This window comes from Streptomyces sp. NPDC029122, from assembly GCF_055569445.1.
On the sequence record NZ_JBVHWK010000022.1, the window covers coordinates 105,685 to 122,844 of the forward strand.

The following is a 17,160-nucleotide window of genomic DNA, read 5'->3' on the forward strand; positions in this document are numbered from 1 at the left end:
CGGATGATCCCGGTCCGCCGCCGCACCGCCGTACGCCTCCTCGCGCTCGCGCTGTGCCCGCTCCCGGCGGCCGGCTGCGCAGATTTGGCGCCGTCCGGACCCGCGGACGGGGCCGTGCGGCGGGCCGTCGCCGACTGGTCGGCGGCCCCGCCCGCACGGCTCGCCGGGATCCCCCTGGAGGGCTGGTCCTACGAGGTCACCTCGGTCCGGCGGGACGGCGTACGGGCCTTCGCGCGCGCGGAGCTGCGCTACCGGCTCGCCGGCTACGACGGAGCCCCCGCCGGTTCGGCCCGCGAGGTGGAGCTGGCCCGGGAGGGCACCGCCTGGCGGGTCACCGCCGACCGGCCCGCCCCCGGAGCGGTGGCGCAGCTGTGGGACCAGGGCGGGGTGACCGCCGTACGCGGCGCGCACTGCCTGGTCCTCGGCGCCGGCCCGAGCCGGCGGGCGCTGTCCGACCTCGCGGCCGAGGCCGACCGGGCGGTCCCGGCGGTGAGCGCCGCCTGGCCGGGGCCGTGGGCGCGGCGGGTGGTGGTCCTGGCCCCCGGCACGCTGGACGCGATGGCCGCGCTGCTGGGGCGGCCGGCCGGCACCTACCGGGGCCTGGGCGCCGTCACCACCGGCAGCACCGGGGGCGGCCCGGCCCCGGCCGACCGGGTCGTGGTCAACCCGGAGGGGTACGAGGGGCTTTCCGAGGCCGGGCGGCGGATCGTCCTCACCCACGAGGTCACCCACGTCGCGACCCGCGCCGCGACCTCGGCGCGGACCCCGCAGTGGCTGTCCGAGGGCTTCGCGGACTGGGCCGCGTACCGGGGCACCCCCACCGCCCCGGCGGAGGGCGCGCCCGAGCTGGCGCGCGCCGTGCGGCGGGGCGAACTGCCGGCCGCGCTCCCGGCCGACGGGGACTTCGCCTTCGGCGGCGACCCGCAGGCGGCGGCCCGGGCGTACGGGGGCGCCTGGCTGGCCTGCCGGCTCATCGCCGACCGGTGGGGCGGGGCGGCGCTGGTACGCCTCTACGAGCTGGCGGGACGCGGACCGCTGCCGGCCGCGCTGGAGGAAGCCCTGGGGGTGGACCTGCCCGGGCTGACGGCCGCCTGGCAGGAGGCACTGCGGCAGGAGCTCCGGTAGCCGTCCGGTACGTTGGCGGGGATGCACAAGACGCTGATCGTGACCAACGACTTCCCGCCGCGCCCGGGCGGCATCCAGGCCTTCCTGCACAACATGGCGCTGCGGCTGGACCCCGAGCGGGTCGTCGTCTACGCGTCCACCTGGAAGCACGGCGAGGAGGGCCGCGAGGCCACCGCCGCCTTCGACGCGGAACAGCCCTTCCAGGTGGTGCGCGACCGTACGACGATGCTGCTGCCGACGCCCCGCGTGACCCGCCGGGCGGTGTCCCTGCTGCGCGAACACGGCTGCGAGTCGGTGTGGTTCGGAGCCGCGGCACCGCTCGGGCTGATGGGCCCGGCGCTGCGGCGGGCGGGCGCGCGGCGGATCGTCGCCACCACCCACGGCCACGAGGCCGGCTGGGCGCAGCTGCCGGCCGCGCGGCAGCTGCTGCGGCGGATCGGGGAGGGCACGGACACGCTGACCTACCTCGGGGAGTACACGCGTTCGCGGATCGCCTCGGCGGTGACGCAGCGGGCGGCGGCCCGGATGGTGCAACTCCCGCCGGGGGTTGACGAGAAGGTCTTCCACCCCGGGTCGGGCGGCGCCCGGGTCAGGGCCGGGCTGGGCCTGTCGGACCGCCCGGTCGTCGTGTGCGTCTCGCGGCTGGTCCCGCGCAAGGGGCAGGACACCCTGATCGAGGCGATGCCGCGGATCCTGGCGGCGGTGCCGGACGCGGTGCTGCTGATCGTGGGCGGCGGACCGTACGAGGCGGACCTGCGCGCGCTGGCCGCCGCGAGGGGGGTCGCGGACTCGGTGGTCTTCACGGGCGCCGTCCCCTGGTCCGAGCTGCCGGCCCACTACGGCGCCGGCGACGTCTTCGCGATGCCGTGCCGGACCCGGCGGGGCGGGCTGGACGTGGAGGGGCTCGGCATCGTGTACCTGGAGGCCTCGGCGACGGGCCTGCCGGTGGTCGCGGGCGACTCGGGCGGGGCGCCGGACGCGGTGCTGGACGGGGAGACCGGCTGGGTGGTCCGGGGCGGCGCCCCCGAGGACGCCGCGGACCGCATCGTGACCCTGCTCCGGGACCCGGAACTCCGCGCCCGCATGGGAGCGGCCGGCCGGGCCTGGGTCGAGTCCCGCTGGCGCTGGGACCACCTGGCGGAAGGCCTCCGGGCCCTTCTCTGACCTTCCGCTGACCTTCCGCACGCCGCGCGCCCGGTTCGGCCCGGTTCGGCCCGGTTCCGTGGCCGGCCGCCGGCGCGTGGGGAAGGGGTCGCGCCCGAAGCGGGGGGCATTGTCGCTCAGGCGGGGCCGTCCGGGGGCGGAGTCCCGCGAATCCGGGGCCCGGGGGCGGCGTCTGGTTACGGTCCACACATGTCTGACTGTTACTCACATGCGTGGCAGTGCGAGTTATGGCCGGTTGGGCGGAATCCGCTCATGATGCGGCCATGACCCCCAATCTGACGCGCCGTCAACTCGGCCTGGCCGCCCTCCGCACCGCCGCCGCCCTCGGCATCACCCGGATCGGGGTCGGCGCCGCCCGGGCGGCGGAACCCCCCGCCGCCCAGTACGCCCCCGCCGTCGTCGTCGGCTCCGGCTACGGATCCGCCGTCGCCGCGCTGCGCCTCGGGCAGGCCGGCGTCCGGACCGTCGTCCTCGAAATGGGACGGCTGTGGGACACCCCCGGACCCGACGGCAAGGTCTTCCCCTCCACCTCCGCGCCCGACCACCGCTCGATGTGGTTCCGCCACCGCACCGAGGCCCCGCTCGCCCAGTTCCTCTGGCTCGACCTGGTCAACCGCGACATCAGCCCCTACCCCGGGGTCCTCGACCGCGTGCACCACGGGGACATGTCCGTCTACGTGGGCCGCGGTGTGGGCGGCGGCTCGCTCGTCAACGGCGGTATGGCCCCCACCCCCAGACGCTCCTACTTCACCGAGGTGTTCCCCGGTGTGGACGCCGGCGAGATGTACGGCACCTACTACCCCCGCGCCCGCGCCATGCTCGGCGTCAACGACATCGACCCCGCATGGTTCGAGTCCACGGAGTGGTACCGCTTCGCCCGGACCTCCCGGAAGCACGCCCACAACACCGGGCTGCGGACGACCTTCGTGCCCAACGTCTACGACTTCGCGTACATGAGGCGCGAGGCCGCCGGCACCGCCCCCCGCTCCGCCCTCGCGGGCGAGGTCATCTACGGCAACAACCACGGCAAGAAGAGCGTCGACAAGACCTACCTCGCCGCCGCTCTGGGCACCGGCAACGTCACCATCGAGACCATGCAGCGCGTGGTCGCCGTACGCCAGGACCCGGCCGGCGGCTACGTCCTGACCGTGCACACCAGCGACCTCGGCGGCCGGGTCACCCGGGTCCGCGAGCTCGGCTGCGCGCGGCTCTTCCTCGGGGCCGGCAGCCTCGGCACCACCGAGATCCTGCTGCGCGCCCGCGAGACCGGCGCGCTGCCCGCGCTCAGCGAGAAGGTCGGGCTCGGCTGGGGCCCCAACGGCAACGTCATGACGGCCCGCGCCAACCACCTGTGGGACACGGTCGGCTGCAACCAGGCCACCATGCCCGCCCTGGGCATCGACGACTGGGACAACCAGGCCAACCCCGTCTTCGCGGAGATCGCCCCGCTCCCCATGGGCATCGAGCACTGGATCTCGATGTACCTGGCCATCACCAAGAACCCGGAGCGCGGCCGCTTCACCTACGACGCCGCGAGCGACTCGGCGCGGCTGAACTGGACCCGGGACCAGAACGCCCCGGCGGTCGCGGCGGCCAAGAACCTCTTCGACCGCATCAACCGCCGCAACGTCACCGTCTACCGACACGACCTCTTCGGCGGGAACAAGGCCTTCGCCGACAACTTCACCTACCACCCGCTCGGCGGCTGCGTCCTCGGCGAGGCCACCGACGGCTACGGGCGGGTGAAGGGGTACCGGGGGCTGTACGTGCTCGACGGCTCGCTCGTCCCCGGCTCGCTCGGCGTGAACCCGTTCGTGACGATCACGGCCCTCGCCGAGCGCAACATGGACCGGATCCTCGCCCAGGACTGGGCCGGTCAGCCGCGGTAGAGCGCCTCGATCTCGTCCGCGAAGTCCTTCGCCACCACGTTGCGCTTGAGCTTCAGCGACGGCGTGATGTGACCGGACTCCTCGGTGAACTGGGAGCCCAGGATGCGGAACTTCCGCACCGATTCGGCCTTGGACACCGCCGCGTTGCCGTCGTCGACGGCCTTCTGGACGGCGGCGATCAGCTCCGCGTCCTCGCGCAGCTCCGCCGCCGTCACCCCGGCCGGCTTGCCGTTCTCCGCGGCCCACCGGCCGAGGAACTCCTCGTCGATCGTGACCAGCGCCGCCACGAACGGCCGCCCGTCGCCGACCACCATGCACTCCGCGACCAGCGCGTGCGCCCGGATCCGGTCCTCGATCACCGCGGGGGCGACGTTCTTGCCGCCCGCCGTGACGATGAGCTCCTTCTTGCGGCCGGTGATCCGGAGGTAGCCGTCCTCGTCGAGGGTGCCGACGTCGCCGGTGTGGAACCAGCCGTCCGTCATCGCCTCGGCGGTGGCCGCCTCGTTCTTCCAGTACTCCTTGAAGACGTGCTCGCCGTGCACCAGCACCTCGCCGTCGTCCGCGATGCGCAGCACCGAACCGGGCAGCGGCTGGCCGACCGTACCGATCTTCTGCTTGTCCCACGGGAGGAAGGCGGTGGCCGCGCAGGTCTCCGTCAGGCCGTAGCCCTCCAGGACCGTGAAGCCGATGCCGCGGAAGAAGTGGCCGAGCCGCTCGCCGAGCGGCGCGCCGCCGGAGATGGCGTACTCGCCGCGCCCGCCGAGGACCGTGTGCAGCTTGGAGTAGACGAGCTTGGAGAACAGCTTGTGCTTGAGCTTCAGGCCGAAGGACGGGCCCGAGGGGGTGTCCAGCGCGCGGCTGTACGCGATCGCCGTCTCGGCGGCCGCGTCGAAGATCTTGCCCTTGCCGTCGGCCTGCGCCTTGGCGCGCGCCGAGTTGTAGACCTTCTCGAAGACGCGCGGCACGCCGAGGATCAGCGTGGGGCGGAAGGACTGCAGCTCGTCGGTGAGGTTCTTGATGTCCGGTACGCAGCCCAGGCGGATCGGCGCCAGCACCGCCGCCACCTCCACCAGGCGGCCGAAGACGTGCGCGGCCGGGAGGAAGAGCAGCACGGAACACTCGCCAGTGCGGAAGAGCGGCTTCAGCCGCTCCACGACGTTGCCGCACTCGGCGAAGAAGTTGCGGTGGGTCAGCACGCAGCCCTTGGGGCGGCCGGTGGTGCCCGAGGTGTAGACGATCGTGGCGGGGTCGTCGGCGACCGCGAGGGCGCTGCGCGCGTCCACCTGGGCGTCGGTGATCTCCGCGCCCGCGGCCTTCAGGACGCCCTGGGCGTCCTCCTCGATCTCCCAGACCTGGCGCAGCTCGGGCAGCCGGTCGCGCAGGGAGGCCACGTTCGCGCTGTGCCCCGGGCTCTCCACGATGGCCGCGACGGCGCCGGAGTCGCCGAGGATCCACTGGATCTGCTCGGGCGAGCTGGTCTCGTACACGGGGACGGTCACGCCGCCCGCGGTCCAGATCGCGAAGTCGAACAGCACCCACTCGTAGCGGGTGCGGGAGATCAGGGCGACCCGGTCGCCGGGCTCGATGCCCGCCGCCATCAGGCCCTTCGCGGTGGCCCGCACCTCGGCGAGGAACTCCGTCGCCGTCACGTCCTGCCACCGGCCGTCGACCTTGCGGGCGATGACGGCGGTGTCGGGATGCTGGGCGGCGTTGCGGCGGATGAGATCCGTCAGGTTCCCGTCCGACGGGACCTCGTACAGGGCCGGAAGGCTGAACTCGCGCAAGACTGCTGCTCCTCTGGGCGCCATCGCCACCGTGTGGACCGACCGGACGTTACCCACCGGTAGTGGGTTCCCGATAGAGGGAACCGGCCAGATGTTCCGTGCGTCACATTCTGTACATCGCGATGCGCCGCAAGACCCGCCAATACGCTGCCGACAGTAGTCGACCGTGTTCGCGACTAGGAAGTAACCGCAGGTCCGGCCACCTGCGACCGTCGCTCTACCCGCCCGGACCGGGCCCCCCTAGGGTGGGCGGCATGGGTGGCGGGAAGAGTCGTACGCGGATCCACGTCGTCAGCGACGTACACGGCAACACCGAGGCGCTGGCGCGGGCCGGAGACGGCGCCGACGCGCTCGTCTGCCTGGGCGACCTGGTGCTCTTCCTCGACTACGCCGACCACTCGCGCGGCATCTTCCCCGACCTGTTCGGCGTCGAGAACGCCCACCGCATCGTCGAACTGCGCACGGCGCGGCGCTTCGCGGAAGCGCGCGAATTCGGCCGCCGCCTGTGGGACGGGCTCGACAGGGAACGGCTGATCGAGGAAGCCGTGCGCCGCCAGTACGCCCGGATGTTCGCGGCCTTCCCCAGCCCGACGTACGCCACGTACGGCAACGTCGACATGCCCGGCCTGTGGCACGAGTACGCCGGACCCGGCACCACCGTCCTCGACGGGGAGCGCGTGGAGATCGGCGGCCGCGTCTTCGGCTTCGTCGGCGGCGGCCTGCCGTCGCCGATGCGCACGCCGTACGAGGTCGACGAGGAGGAGTACGCGGCCAAGGTGGAGGCCCTGGGCGAGGTGGACGTGCTCTGCTCGCACATCCCGCCGGAGGTCCCCGAGCTCTGCTACGACACCGTCGCGCGCCGCTTCGAGCGGGGGAGCGAGGCCCTGCTCGCCGCGATCCGCCGGACCCGGCCCCGGTACGCGCTCTTCGGGCACGTGCACCAGCCGCTGGCGCGGCGGGCCCGGATCGGTGCCACCGAGTGCGTGAACGTCGGGCACTTCGCCGCCACCGGAAGGCCCTGGGCCCTGGAGTGGTGACCTCCACACGCACGGTAGCCTGCACGCGGCGGCCGCGGGCCGCACACTTCCTCGAAATTCCCCCAGCTACCGCTGGGAGGTGCCCCCAACCCGGAGGAGCCACCGCGATGGCGGAACACACCAGCTCAAGCATCACGATCGACGCCTCCCCCGCCGACGTGATGGCCGTGATCGCCGACTTCGCCCGCTACCCCGAGTGGACCGGCGAGGTGAAGGAGGCCGAGGTCCTCGCCACCGACGCCGAGGGCCGCGCCGAGAAGGTCCGCCTCCTGCTGGACGCCGGCGCGATCAAGGACGACCACACGCTGGCGTACACCTGGAAGGGCGCGGACGAGGTCAGCTGGACGCTGGACAAGTCCCAGATGCTGCGGCAGCTGGACGGCTCCTACCGGCTGGCCCCGCTGGACGGCGGCCGCACGGAGGTCACCTACCAGCTGACGGTGGACGTCAAGATCCCGATGCTGGGCATGATCAAGCGCAAGGCGGAGAAGGTCATCATCGACCGCGCGCTGGCGGGGCTGAAGAAGCGCGTCGAAGCCCGGTCCTGACCCCTTTCCGACGCGCCGCTCGCGCGGTGCGGCCCTGGCGGGCCTTACCGGCTTGGCGCCGCTGCGCCGGCCTCCGTCCGGCGGCCCGCCGTCCGTCGTCCGCGGGTGGCGGCCGCTGCGCGGGGCGGTCCCTTCCCGCACTCCGCCCGTCCGGCGGCTGCGCCCCCAGACGCCCGCGCCTCATACGCCGGTGAGGCCGGATTCGGCGGTGTCGAGGCGCGGCTGCGCGGAGCGTCTGCGTGAGGCCGGGGCGCGGCCCTGGCTCCGGGAGCCGCGCCGGCGATCGAGGCGGGAGCGGTGGAAGGGCGGGGAGGGGACGGCCCCGCGCAGCGGCCGGCACCCGCGGGCGAGGAGACGCCCCGGCCCGGGCTCGTGGCCCCGCCCCGCCCCGGGCCCGGACGGCCGGAGGCCGGCGCAGCCGCGCGCCAGTAGAACAGGGCCCCGTGCGGCGGCTCGGACGGCGCGGCGGAAAATGAGCCCGCACAGCGGCGCGACGCCGGGCCGTAGCGTTCGCGGCGCCGAAGAACGGAAGGCACAGCCATGCAGACCCTCCTCGTCACCGGTCCCGGCGGGGCCGGCCGGAGCACCGTCGCCGCCGCCACCGCCCTCGCCGCCGCGCGGGACGGGCAGCGGGTGCTGCTGCTGTGCGGGACCGACGCCCCCCTCGCGGAGGCGAGCCCCGATCCCCGGCTGCGCATCGCCCGGATCGACTCCGGCGCGGAGTTCCGCACCGAGCTCGCCGCGCTCCAGGAACGCGGCGCCGCCCTCATCGGCATGCTCGGCGGCCGCCCCCTCGGCGCCGAGGAACTGACCGAGCTGCCCGGTGCCGAACAGTTCACCCTGCTCCGCGCCCTGCGCCGGGCCGCCGCCGCGCCGGGCACCGACCTCGTCGTCGTGGACATGCCCCCGCTGCACCAGGCCGTGGCCACCCTCGCCCTCCCCGCCCAGCTGCGCCGCTACCTCGCCCGGCTGCTGCCCGCCGAGCGCCAGGCGGCCCGCGCCCTGCGCCCCGTACTGGCCCAGCTCGCCGGGGTCCCGATGCCGGCCCAGTGGCTGTACGAGACCGCCGCGCGCTGGGACGAGGAGCTGGCCGCCGTCCAGGCCGTCGTCGAGGCCGCCACCACCCGGGTCCGCCTGGTCGCCGAGCCCGGCCCCGCGGCCGGCACCGCCCTGCGCGGCGGGATGCTCGGGCTGGCCCTGCACGAGCTGCGCGTCGAGGCCCTGGTGGCCAACCGGCTCGTGCCGCCGGGCGCCGCCGCGGCCGACCCCTGGGCGGCGGGGATCGCCGCCCAGCAGCGGGCGTTCCTCACCGAGTGGGGCCAGGACCTGCCCGTCCACGAGCTGGCCCACCTCGGCCGGGACCCCCGGGGCGCCGGCGACCTGGAGGTGCTCGGCGCCGCCCAGGGAATCGCCCCCGGCCCCGCCGGCCCCGCGCCCGGCCCCGGGTGGAGCGTCGAGGACCGGCTCGCCGACGACGGGGTGCTCGTCTGGGCGATCCCGCTGCCCCGCGCCCGCAAGAGCGAGCTCGACCTGGTCAGGCGCGGGGACGAGCTGCTCGTCGCGGTGGGACCGCACCGCAGGATCGTTCCGCTGCCCTCGGCCCTGCGCCGCTGCACCGTCTCCGGCGCCGCCCTCGCCGACGACGCCCTCCGCGTCCGCTTCACCCCGGACCCGCGCCTGTGGCCGAAGGCGCGCTGAGACCCGTACCGCCGTTCGGGTAACGTCGAAGGCAGACCTACCGCAGCTGCCGCCAGGAGAGTCCGCCATGAGCGAGGCCACCGACCACCCCACCGACGACGCCTGGGCGCGGGCCTGCGCCGAGGACCTCGCCGCCGAGAAGCAGCGCCGCAGCTCACAGCAGGGCGGCGGCACGGGCACGGGCACGGCCGCCGAGGAGCTGTTCAAGCTCTTCGAGGCCGTCGCCGACAAGGTGTCCTCCCTCAACAACCCGCTCGTCGGCGCCGCCGCCCAGGACGCCGTACGCCAGTTCGTCAACCAGGCCAAGACGGCCGCCAAGCCCGTGATCGAGCGCAACCCGGAGGTGTTCGGCCACCTCGCGGCGGCCGGATCCGAACTCCTCGCCGCCTACCGTTCGGCCGTCGAGGGCCACGAGCGGCGCTGGACCCGCGACGAGCCCGCCGAGCCGCCCGCCCCCCGCAAGCCCTCCGGCGGGGACGAGGACGGCCCCGGAGCGGGCCCGGCCGAGCGGATCGATCTCGACTGATCCTCCGCCCGCCTCGGGTACGGTTGGCCGTGGCGGGGTTTGACCGGAAACCGAGGGACTAATGGGACTCACCATCGGCGTCGACATCGGCGGCACGAAGATCGCGGCCGGCGTGGTCGACGAAGAGGGCACCATCCTTGAGACGTACAAGGTGCCCACCCCGCCGACCGCGGACGGCGTGACGGAGGCGATCTGCGCCGCCGTCTCCGAGGTCAGCAGCAACCACACCATCGACGCCGTCGGCATCGGCGCCGCCGGATACGTGGACGACAAGCGCGCCACGGTGCTCTTCGCGCCCAACATCAACTGGCGGCACGAACCGCTCAAGGACAAGGTCGAGCAGCGCATCGGCCTGCCGGTCGTCGTCGAGAACGACGCGAACTGCGCCGCCTGGGGCGAGTACCGCTTCGGCGCCGGCCAGGGCCACGAGGACGTCATCTGCATCACCCTCGGCACGGGCCTCGGCGGCGGCATCATCATCGGCAACAAGCTGCGCCGCGGCCGCTTCGGCGTCGCCGCCGAATTCGGGCACATCCGGGTCGTCCCCGACGGCCTGCTGTGCGGCTGCGGCAGCCAGGGCTGCTGGGAGCAGTACGCCTCCGGGCGCGCCCTCGTCCGGTACGCGAAGCAGCGCGCCAACGCCACCCCGGAGAACGCGGCGATCCTCCTCGGCCTGGGCGACGGCACCGCCGACGGCATCGAGGGCAAGCACATCAGCGAGGCCGCGCGGGCCGGTGACCTGGTGGCCATCGACGCCTTCCGCGAGCTGGCCCGCTGGGCCGGCGCGGGCCTCGCCGACCTGGCCTCCCTCTTCGACCCGTCGGCGTTCATCGTCGGCGGTGGCGTCTCCGACGAGGGCGACCTCGTCCTCGACCCGATCCGCAAGTCCTTCAAGCGCTGGCTGGTCGGCGGCGCCTGGCGGCCGCACGCGCAGGTGCTGGCCGCGCAGCTCGGCGGCAAGGCCGGCCTCGTGGGCGCGGCGGACCTGGCCCGCCAGGGCTGACGGCCCCCGCCCCGGCCATGACTGCCCGCCGCGCCCCCTGTGGGAGCGGCGGGCAGCTGCGTATGTTGCCTCCCATGCCGTACATGCCGTACACGCTGCCGAAGTCTGTGACCGAGCCCGACGGTTCAGCCGTGATCCGGGCGCTCAGCTACAACATCCGCTCGCTGCGCGACGACGAGGAGGCCCTGGCCCGGGTCATCCGGGCCTGCGCCCCGGACCTCGTGTTCATCCAGGAGGCGCCGAGGTTCTTCCGCTGGCGCAAGCACGCGGCCAGGCTGGCCGCCAAGACCGACCTCGTGGTGCTCGGCGGGGGCGCGACGGCGGCGGGACCGCTGCTGCTGTGCTCGCTGCGGGCCTTCGTGGAGCACACCGAGGACGTCCTGCTCCCGCGCACCCCCGGCCTGCACCGGCGGGGCTTCGCGACGGCCGTGGTCCGCTTCGGGGCGGCCCGGGTGGGGGTGGCCAGCGCGCACCTGTCCCTGGATCCGGCGGAACGGCGCGCCCAGGCCGACCTGCTCCTGGAGCGGCTCGCGGGGCTGGGGGCGCCGCACACGATCGCGGCGGCCGACGTGAACGAGGCGGCGGGCGGTTCCGCCTTCGTCCGGCTGTCGGGGGCCCTGCAGGACTGCTGGACGGTGTCCCCGTGGGGCGGCGGGGACACCTTCCCGTCATCGGCGCCGGACCGGCGGATCGACGCGGTGTTCGCGTCGCGGGGCGTGGAGGTACTCGCCTGCGGTGTCCCTGAGGGACTCCCGGGGGTGACGGCCCCCGACCTCCGCGCGGCCACCGACCACCTCCCGGTCCTGGCGGCGCTCCGGCTCCCGGCGGGGGAGTGAGGGGGCGGGGTCGCGGGGGGCCGGGAGCCCCCTGGGCGGTCTCAGAGCGGCCCGGGGGTTTCCCGGCAGTCCCATCGTCCTTCCGTGTCGTGCCGGCCCGTCAAGGGCGCTCCTTCGTCGCGTCGCTACGCGATGGCCTTCGGCCACCCTTGACCGACCGACCCGCCCCGGAAAGCCGAAAGACCGCCGGGAAACCCCCGCAAGAACGGCACGGTCCATGGTGGAAGGACGGCCGTGTCAGCGATGAGCCGACGGACCGGGGGCCGGCCCGCCCAGGCATCCGGGCCCTCAAGAGCCGAGACTCCGGGCCAGGGCGCGGCCACCTGCACGAGAGGTTGACCAGAGCCCCCTGCGGACCACCCAGGCGCAGCAGATCGCTACGCGCTCCTCATGGCATGGCGTCCGGCCGCCGTCCTGGGCTTATACCCGCACCACATGCTGATCAGAGCGCTGTGGCCGCCAACACCGGGCAGAACATCGCGTTCGCGCGCTAGGTGCTGACCGCCGCCGGCGTCCGGCCCCGCTCCGTGCTGCTGATCAGCATGCCGTACATGGAGCGACGGGCCTTCGCCACCTGCCGCGCAGTGGCCTGACATCGAAGTGGCTGCGGCATACGAGTCCCTCGTCCGCGACGGCTTCACCAGCTGTCTCCTCAGCCCTTGAGAGGCAGCAGCCCCAGACGGCAGACGGCCGCCGGGATCCGAGGAGCGCGTAGCGATCTGTCGCGCCCGCCGGCCCCGGATGGGGTCCTGGTCAACATGTGGGTGCGGGTATCGGCCCTGGACGGTCGTCGGACGCCAAGCCGGGAGGAGCGCGTAGCGGTCTGTCGCGCGGGGGTGGACCGTTGAGGGTCTCTGGGGGCCCGGATGCCCGGCGGGCCGACGCCCGGCCGCCCGTCTCGTCGCTGAGGAGCCGCTCCTCGCACCTCTCCCCGTGACCGTTCTTTTGGGGGGTTCCCGGCAGTCCTTGTCTTTCCGGGGCGGGTCGGTCGGTCAAGGGTGGCCGAAGGCCATCGCGTAGCGACGCGAACGAAGTGAGCGCCCTTGAGGGACCGGCACGCACCGGAAGGACGATGGGACTGACGGGAAACCCCCGAACCGGCCCTGAGGCGGCCCAGCGGCACCCCGCCCCCCCCGGCAGCCCCCGCCCCTACACCACCGCGCCCCGCCCCGGGTCGTCGTCATCGTCCTCGTCGCCCTGCGACATGCGCGCGATCAGGGTGGCGAAGCCGCCCAGGAAGCCGCCGATGCCCAGGGTCGTCAGCCACCAGGTCATGTCCCACTGGAGCAGTACCGCCAGCAACAGCAGCACCGGTCCGCCGACCACCGCCAGCCACGCGAACTTCGCCGTCGTGTCCGCCGGCGGCAGCTCCGGTTCCGGCGGGACGAAGTGGCCCTCGTCCGCGGGCTCGGCCGGGGTGTGGTCGCGTGGGCCCGACGCCGGGCCCGACGCCGGGGTCGGCAGGGGTACGCCCACGCCGGGGGCGAAGATCACCGAGCTGCCCAGCTCCGGCTTCGGCCCCAGCTCCGGCCCCGGCTCCGGCCCGGGCTTCCGCCCGGCTTCCGGATCCGGTTCCGGCTCCGTGTCGGACACCGCGGGCTCGGGCTTCACGTCTTCCTCCGGCAGCATCAGGTTCTCGATCGGCCGGAACGGCCTCGCCCCGGGCGGGTCCGGTGGTTCCTGCCCGTACCCGGCGACGATCGCGGCCCACGCCGCTTCCTCGTCCAGCGGGGGCACGCCCCCGGACGACTCCTCGTGCTCAGCCACCGCTGGCCGCCCCCTCCCTGCCGACACTCTTCGCGAGCCGCCCGATGAACGCGTAGCTGTCCGCGAAGATCCGCTCCGCGTCATGGTCCAACGTCGCCACGTGGTAGCTCTGTTCCAGCAGGGTCTCGGTGACGTCGGTCGACGACACCCGCGCCAGGATCCGTGCCGAGTCCGCCGGCGGGACCACGTGGTCCTGGGGGCTGTGCAGCAGCAGTAGGGGCTGCGTCACCTGCGGCAGCTCGGTGTCCACCAGCTGGAAGAACTGGCGCAGGGAGTGCGCGGCCCGGGTCGGCACCCGGTCGTAGCCGACCTCCACGGAGCCGGGCTTCGCGATGTCGCTGGCGATCCCCGCCGTCGACCGGACGAAGTGCTTGGCCACCGGAAGGGCGAAGGCCAGCGGGTCGTGCACCTTGTTGGCGGGGTTGACGAGGACGATGCCGCTGATCGCGTCCCCGTGCCGGGCCGCCAGCCGCAGCGTCAGCGCGCCGCCCATCGAGAGCCCGAAGACGAAGACCTGCTCGCACCGGTCCAGCAGCTCGCGCAGCGCCCGGTCGACCTCCGCGTACCAGTCCTGCCAGCCGGTGAGCTGCATGTCCTGCCACCGCGTCCCGTGCCCGGGCAGCAGCGGCAGCGAGACGGTCAGCCCGCGCTCGGCCAGGTACTCGGCCCACGGGCGGAGCGACTGAGGCGAACCGGTGAAGCCGTGACAGAGAAGCACGCCCACTTCTCCGCCCTCGTGGCGGAACGGCTCTGCTCCAGGGAGGACGGGCACCAGGGTCTCCTTCGAAGGGTGGGGGGTGCGTTGCGCTGTGTGACTTCACCGTACGCGACCGGGATGACACCGACCAGGGCCGTCGGCCGCTCCGCGCGGAGCCAGGCGATAAGGTCTGTTCGACAGACACAGGAAGGCTTTCGAGTTGATCTACGGCGCAATGAAGTTCTCCATCGGGGGTTCCCTGAAGCTCGCCTTCAGGCCGTGGGTGGAGGGCCTCGAGAACATCCCCGCCGAGGGGCCGGCGATCCTCGCGAGCAACCACCTGTCCTTCTCCGACTCCTTCTTCCTGCCGGCCGTGCTGGACCGGAAGGTGACCTTCATCGCGAAGGCGGAGTACTTCACCTCCCCCGGGGTCAAGGGCAAACTGACGGCCGCCTTCTTCAAGGGCGTCGGCCAGCTCCCGGTGGACCGCTCCGGAGCGCGCGGCGCGGGCGAGGCCGCCATCAAGAGCGGCATCGAGGTGATCGAGCGCGGGGAGCTCTTCGGTATTTACCCCGAGGGGACGCGTTCACCCGACGGTCGCCTCTACCGCGGCAAGCCCGGCGGGCTGGCCCGGGTGGCGCTCGCCACGGGCGCCCCGGTGATCCCGGTCGCGATGATCGACACCGAGAAGATCCAGCCCCCCGGCAAGGTGGTCCCGAAGCTGATGCGCCCGGGCATCCGGATCGGCAAGCCGCTGGACTTCAGCCGCTACCAGGGCATGGACGGGGACCGCTTCATCCTGCGCTCGGTGACCGACGAGGTCATGTACGAGATCATGAAGCTCTCGGGCCAGGAGTACGTGGACATCTACGCGACGGCCGCCAAGCGGCAGATCGCGGACGCCGAGAAGGCCGCCAGGGCGGCCGAGAAGGCGGAGAAGGCCGAGCTCGCCGAGAAGGCCGAGAAGGCCAAGGAAGAGACGGGCGCGGAGTAGCGCGCGCGGCGGGCCGGCCGGACGGCCGCGCCCGCGGGAACGGGGCGGGTGGGGGAGATGGCGAAGCGCGAGCGCGTCGTACGGATGTCGGTCGAGCAGCCGCTGTGGCGGGCCCTGTCGGTGTACCGGCTGCTCACCATGGTCTACGCGGCCCTGCTGTTCGCGGCGGCCTACCGGAAGTTCGACCAGCCGCTGGTAGCGGTCGGCTACCTCGCCCTCCTCGCCCTCTGGACGCTGGCCACCCACCGCCGGGTGGCGAACGCGGCCAGCTGCACCAAGGGCTTCCTCGTCGCCGACCTCGCGGTCGCGCTGGCCGGCATCCTGCTGACCCCGCTCGCCGACACCCACGAGCGGATCACGTCGGGCGGCCCCACCCTCCCCAGCATCTGGACCGCCGGCTCGGTCCTGGCCTTCGCCCTCAAGGGCGGCTGGCGCTGGGCCGGCTTCGCCTCGACCTTCGTGGCCGCCGCCAACCTCGTCATCCACGGCGGCGACCCCACCCGGGACGCCCTGCACAACGTCCTGCTGGTCTGGGTCGCCTCCATCGCCATCGGGTACGTCGTCGAGGTGGCCCGGGCCAGTGAGGCCACCCTCGCCCGGGCCCTGGAGATCGAGGCCGCCACCCGCGAGCGCGAGCGCCTCGCCCGCGACATCCACGACGGGGTCCTCCAGGTCCTCGCGATGGTCCAGCGGCGCGGCACCGAGCTGGGCGGCGAAGCCGCCGAGCTGGGCCGGATGGCGGGCGAGCAGGAGGTGGCGCTGCGCACGCTGGTCTCCAGCGGGCTGGTCCACCCGTCCCGGGTCTCCCGCGACGGGTCGCTCGGCGCGCTGGTGGACACGTACGAGGTGGAGGAGCCCGGCGCGGACGGAGCCGAGCTGGACCTGCGCTCCCTGCTCGCCCCGCACGCCGGGTCCCGGGTGAGCTTCGCCGAGCCGGGGACCCCGGTGCCGCTGCCGGCGCCCGCCGCGCGGGAGCTGGCGGCCGCGGTCGGCGCGGCCCTCGACAACGTGCGCAAGCACGCCGGGGAAGGGGCCAGCGCCTGGATCCTCGTCGAGGACTGGGGCGACGAGGTGATCGTGACGGTACGGGACGACGGCCCGGGCATCCCGGCCGGCCGGCTCGACCAGGCGGAGGGCGAGGGGCGCATGGGCGTGGCCCTGTCCATCCGCGGACGCCTGCGCGACCTCGGCGGCAGCGCCGAGCTGGTGTCCGTCCCCGGACAGGGCACCGAAGTGGAACTGAAAGTACCGAGGGGGAGAACCCAGTGAACGACGACCGCAGCGAGCTCCAGGACATCAAGGTGATGGTCGTCGACGACCATCCGATGTGGCGGGACGCGGTGGCCCGCGACCTGGCAGCGGCGGGCTTCGACGTCGTCGCCACGGCCGGCGACGGGCCGGAGGCGGTACGCCGCGCCCGTGCGGTGTCGCCGATGGTGCTGGTCCTGGACCTCAACCTGCCGGGCATGCCCGGGGTGCAGGTCTGCAAGGAGCTGGTCGGCGCCGATCCCGCGCTGCGCGTGCTGGTCCTGTCCGCCAGCGGTGAGCACGCCGACGTCCTGGAGGCCGTGAAGTCGGGGGCGACCGGCTACCTGCTGAAGTCGGCCGGCGCCCAGGAGCTGATCGACGCGGTCCGCCGCACGGCGGCCGGTGACCCGGTGTTCACCCCGGGCCTGGCCGGTCTCGTCCTCGGCGAGTACCGGCGCCTGGCCACCGACCCGGCGCCGGCCGCCCCGGACGAGCCGAAGGCCCCGCAGCTGACCGACCGGGAGACCGAGGTGCTGCGGCTGGTGGCCAAGGGGCTCTCGTACAAGCAGATCGCGGAGCGGCTGGTCATCTCCCACCGCACGGTCCAGAACCACGTGCAGAACACCCTGGGCAAGCTCCAGCTGCACAACCGGGTGGAGCTCGTCCGGTACGCGATAGAGCGCGGGCTCGACGACGCGTAACCCGTTCGTACGTCGTACTTACTTCCACCCCGGTTACCCGTACGAGTGAACGGTGTGGGCACAACACCCCTTGATCGCGGCGGAATTGACCAATCCGGGACCCTTGCTGTGACGCACGTCACCATTAGCGTGGCCGTCATGGC

General features: G+C 73.8%; 15 protein-coding genes. 12 read left to right on the top strand and 3 right to left on the bottom strand.

Translation table 11 applies throughout. The features are described from left to right. Positions 1-3: 3 nt before the first annotated feature. The 3 genes from ACZ4WZ_RS24130 to ACZ4WZ_RS24140 all read left to right on the top strand — a co-directional run bounded on the left by ACZ4WZ_RS24130 (position 4) and on the right by ACZ4WZ_RS24140 (position 4,178). A complete protein-coding gene (locus tag ACZ4WZ_RS24130; protein WP_467893305.1) occupies positions 4-1,125 on the top strand; it encodes a hypothetical protein in 1,122 nt (373 codons plus the stop codon). A 21-nt stretch (positions 1,126-1,146) separates the two neighbouring features. Beyond that, positions 1,147-2,289 (top strand): glycosyltransferase family 4 protein, encoded by a 1,143-nt coding sequence (locus ACZ4WZ_RS24135; RefSeq protein ID WP_467893307.1) that lies wholly within the window; start codon positions 1,147-1,149, stop codon positions 2,287-2,289. Between the two features lie 263 nt (positions 2,290-2,552). Then, the gene (locus ACZ4WZ_RS24140) at positions 2,553-4,178 is read left to right on the top strand and encodes a GMC oxidoreductase (RefSeq protein ID WP_467893309.1); all 1,626 of its coding nucleotides are present in this window, start codon (positions 2,553-2,555) and stop codon (positions 4,176-4,178) included. On the opposite strand, the gene ACZ4WZ_RS24145 is transcribed toward ACZ4WZ_RS24140, so the two are convergent. Continuing rightward, positions 4,166-5,962: an AMP-dependent synthetase/ligase gene (locus ACZ4WZ_RS24145; protein ID WP_467893311.1), complete on the bottom strand. Its 1,797-nt coding sequence runs from the start codon at positions 5,960-5,962 to the stop codon at positions 4,166-4,168. The two genes, ACZ4WZ_RS24140 and ACZ4WZ_RS24145, sit on opposite strands and share 13 nt — an antisense overlap. A 254-nt stretch (positions 5,963-6,216) precedes the next feature. Between ACZ4WZ_RS24145 and ACZ4WZ_RS24150 the strand changes: the two genes are divergently transcribed. The 6 genes from ACZ4WZ_RS24150 (at position 6,217) to ACZ4WZ_RS24175 (ending at position 11,610) form a co-directional block, all read left to right on the top strand. Further along, a complete protein-coding gene (locus tag ACZ4WZ_RS24150; protein ID WP_467893313.1) occupies positions 6,217-6,999 on the top strand; it encodes a metallophosphoesterase family protein in 783 nt (260 codons plus the stop codon). A gap of 107 nt (positions 7,000-7,106) precedes the next feature. Beyond that, positions 7,107-7,547, top strand: a complete 441-nt coding sequence (locus ACZ4WZ_RS24155) for an SRPBCC family protein (RefSeq protein ID WP_467893315.1) — start codon at positions 7,107-7,109, stop codon at positions 7,545-7,547. A gap of 540 nt (positions 7,548-8,087) precedes the next feature. After that, positions 8,088-9,245: an ArsA family ATPase gene (locus ACZ4WZ_RS24160; protein WP_467893317.1), complete on the top strand. Its 1,158-nt coding sequence runs from the start codon at positions 8,088-8,090 to the stop codon at positions 9,243-9,245. 67 nt (positions 9,246-9,312) lie between these two features. Beyond that, entirely contained in the window at positions 9,313-9,771 is a 459-nt protein-coding gene (locus tag ACZ4WZ_RS24165) for a DUF5304 domain-containing protein (protein ID WP_467893319.1), read from the top strand. Positions 9,772-9,832: 61 nt separating this feature from the next. Further along, the gene (locus tag ACZ4WZ_RS24170) at positions 9,833-10,774 is read left to right on the top strand and encodes an ROK family glucokinase (RefSeq protein ID WP_467893321.1); all 942 of its coding nucleotides are present in this window, start codon (positions 9,833-9,835) and stop codon (positions 10,772-10,774) included. Between the two features lie 74 nt (positions 10,775-10,848). Further along, positions 10,849-11,610: an endonuclease/exonuclease/phosphatase family protein gene (locus tag ACZ4WZ_RS24175; RefSeq protein WP_467893323.1), complete on the top strand. Its 762-nt coding sequence runs from the start codon at positions 10,849-10,851 to the stop codon at positions 11,608-11,610. Positions 11,611-12,759: 1,149 nt separating this feature from the next. Here ACZ4WZ_RS24175 and ACZ4WZ_RS24180 read toward each other — a convergent pair. Continuing rightward, positions 12,760-13,377: a hypothetical protein gene (locus tag ACZ4WZ_RS24180; protein ID WP_467893324.1), complete on the bottom strand. Its 618-nt coding sequence runs from the start codon at positions 13,375-13,377 to the stop codon at positions 12,760-12,762. Then, on the bottom strand, positions 13,370-14,149 hold the full coding sequence (locus tag ACZ4WZ_RS24185) for an alpha/beta hydrolase (protein ID WP_467893326.1): 780 nt from the start codon (positions 14,147-14,149) through the stop codon (positions 13,370-13,372). Before ACZ4WZ_RS24185 ends, ACZ4WZ_RS24180 begins: the two co-directional genes overlap by 8 nt. Positions 14,150-14,309: 160 nt before the next feature. Between ACZ4WZ_RS24185 and ACZ4WZ_RS24190 the strand changes: the two genes are divergently transcribed. The 3 genes from ACZ4WZ_RS24190 to ACZ4WZ_RS24200 are packed head-to-tail and all read left to right on the top strand — an operon-like array spanning position 14,310 to position 17,017. After that, the gene (locus ACZ4WZ_RS24190; RefSeq protein WP_467893347.1) at positions 14,310-15,068 is read left to right on the top strand and encodes a lysophospholipid acyltransferase family protein; all 759 of its coding nucleotides are present in this window, start codon (positions 14,310-14,312) and stop codon (positions 15,066-15,068) included. A gap of 57 nt (positions 15,069-15,125) precedes the next feature. Next, positions 15,126-16,337, top strand: coding sequence for a MacS family sensor histidine kinase (gene macS / locus ACZ4WZ_RS24195; protein ID WP_467893327.1), 1,212 nt, complete (start codon positions 15,126-15,128; stop codon positions 16,335-16,337). A 35-nt stretch (positions 16,338-16,372) separates the two neighbouring features. After that, the gene (locus tag ACZ4WZ_RS24200) at positions 16,373-17,017 is read left to right on the top strand and encodes a response regulator (protein WP_467893349.1); all 645 of its coding nucleotides are present in this window, start codon (positions 16,373-16,375) and stop codon (positions 17,015-17,017) included. Positions 17,018-17,160 lie beyond the last annotated feature (143 nt).

Excerpts from the sequence above, each read along its gene's own strand:
- ACZ4WZ_RS24130 (WP_467893305.1), top strand. The coding sequence starts at position 4 with ATGATCCCGGTCCGCCGCCGCACCGCCGTACGCCTCCTCGCGCTCGCG.
- ACZ4WZ_RS24135 (WP_467893307.1), top strand. The coding sequence starts at position 1,147 with ATGCACAAGACGCTGATCGTGACCAACGACTTCCCGCCGCGCCCGGGC.
- ACZ4WZ_RS24140 (WP_467893309.1), top strand. The coding sequence starts at position 2,553 with ATGACCCCCAATCTGACGCGCCGTCAACTCGGCCTGGCCGCCCTCCGC.
- ACZ4WZ_RS24150 (WP_467893313.1), top strand. The coding sequence starts at position 6,217 with ATGGGTGGCGGGAAGAGTCGTACGCGGATCCACGTCGTCAGCGACGTA.
- ACZ4WZ_RS24155 (WP_467893315.1), top strand. The coding sequence starts at position 7,107 with ATGGCGGAACACACCAGCTCAAGCATCACGATCGACGCCTCCCCCGCC.
- ACZ4WZ_RS24160 (WP_467893317.1), top strand. The coding sequence starts at position 8,088 with ATGCAGACCCTCCTCGTCACCGGTCCCGGCGGGGCCGGCCGGAGCACC.
- ACZ4WZ_RS24165 (WP_467893319.1), top strand. The coding sequence starts at position 9,313 with ATGAGCGAGGCCACCGACCACCCCACCGACGACGCCTGGGCGCGGGCC.
- ACZ4WZ_RS24170 (WP_467893321.1), top strand. The coding sequence starts at position 9,833 with ATGGGACTCACCATCGGCGTCGACATCGGCGGCACGAAGATCGCGGCC.
- ACZ4WZ_RS24175 (WP_467893323.1), top strand. The coding sequence starts at position 10,849 with ATGCCGTACATGCCGTACACGCTGCCGAAGTCTGTGACCGAGCCCGAC.
- ACZ4WZ_RS24190 (WP_467893347.1), top strand. The coding sequence starts at position 14,310 with ATGAAGTTCTCCATCGGGGGTTCCCTGAAGCTCGCCTTCAGGCCGTGG.
- macS (WP_467893327.1), top strand. The coding sequence starts at position 15,126 with ATGGCGAAGCGCGAGCGCGTCGTACGGATGTCGGTCGAGCAGCCGCTG.
- ACZ4WZ_RS24200 (WP_467893349.1), top strand. The coding sequence starts at position 16,373 with ATGGTCGTCGACGACCATCCGATGTGGCGGGACGCGGTGGCCCGCGAC.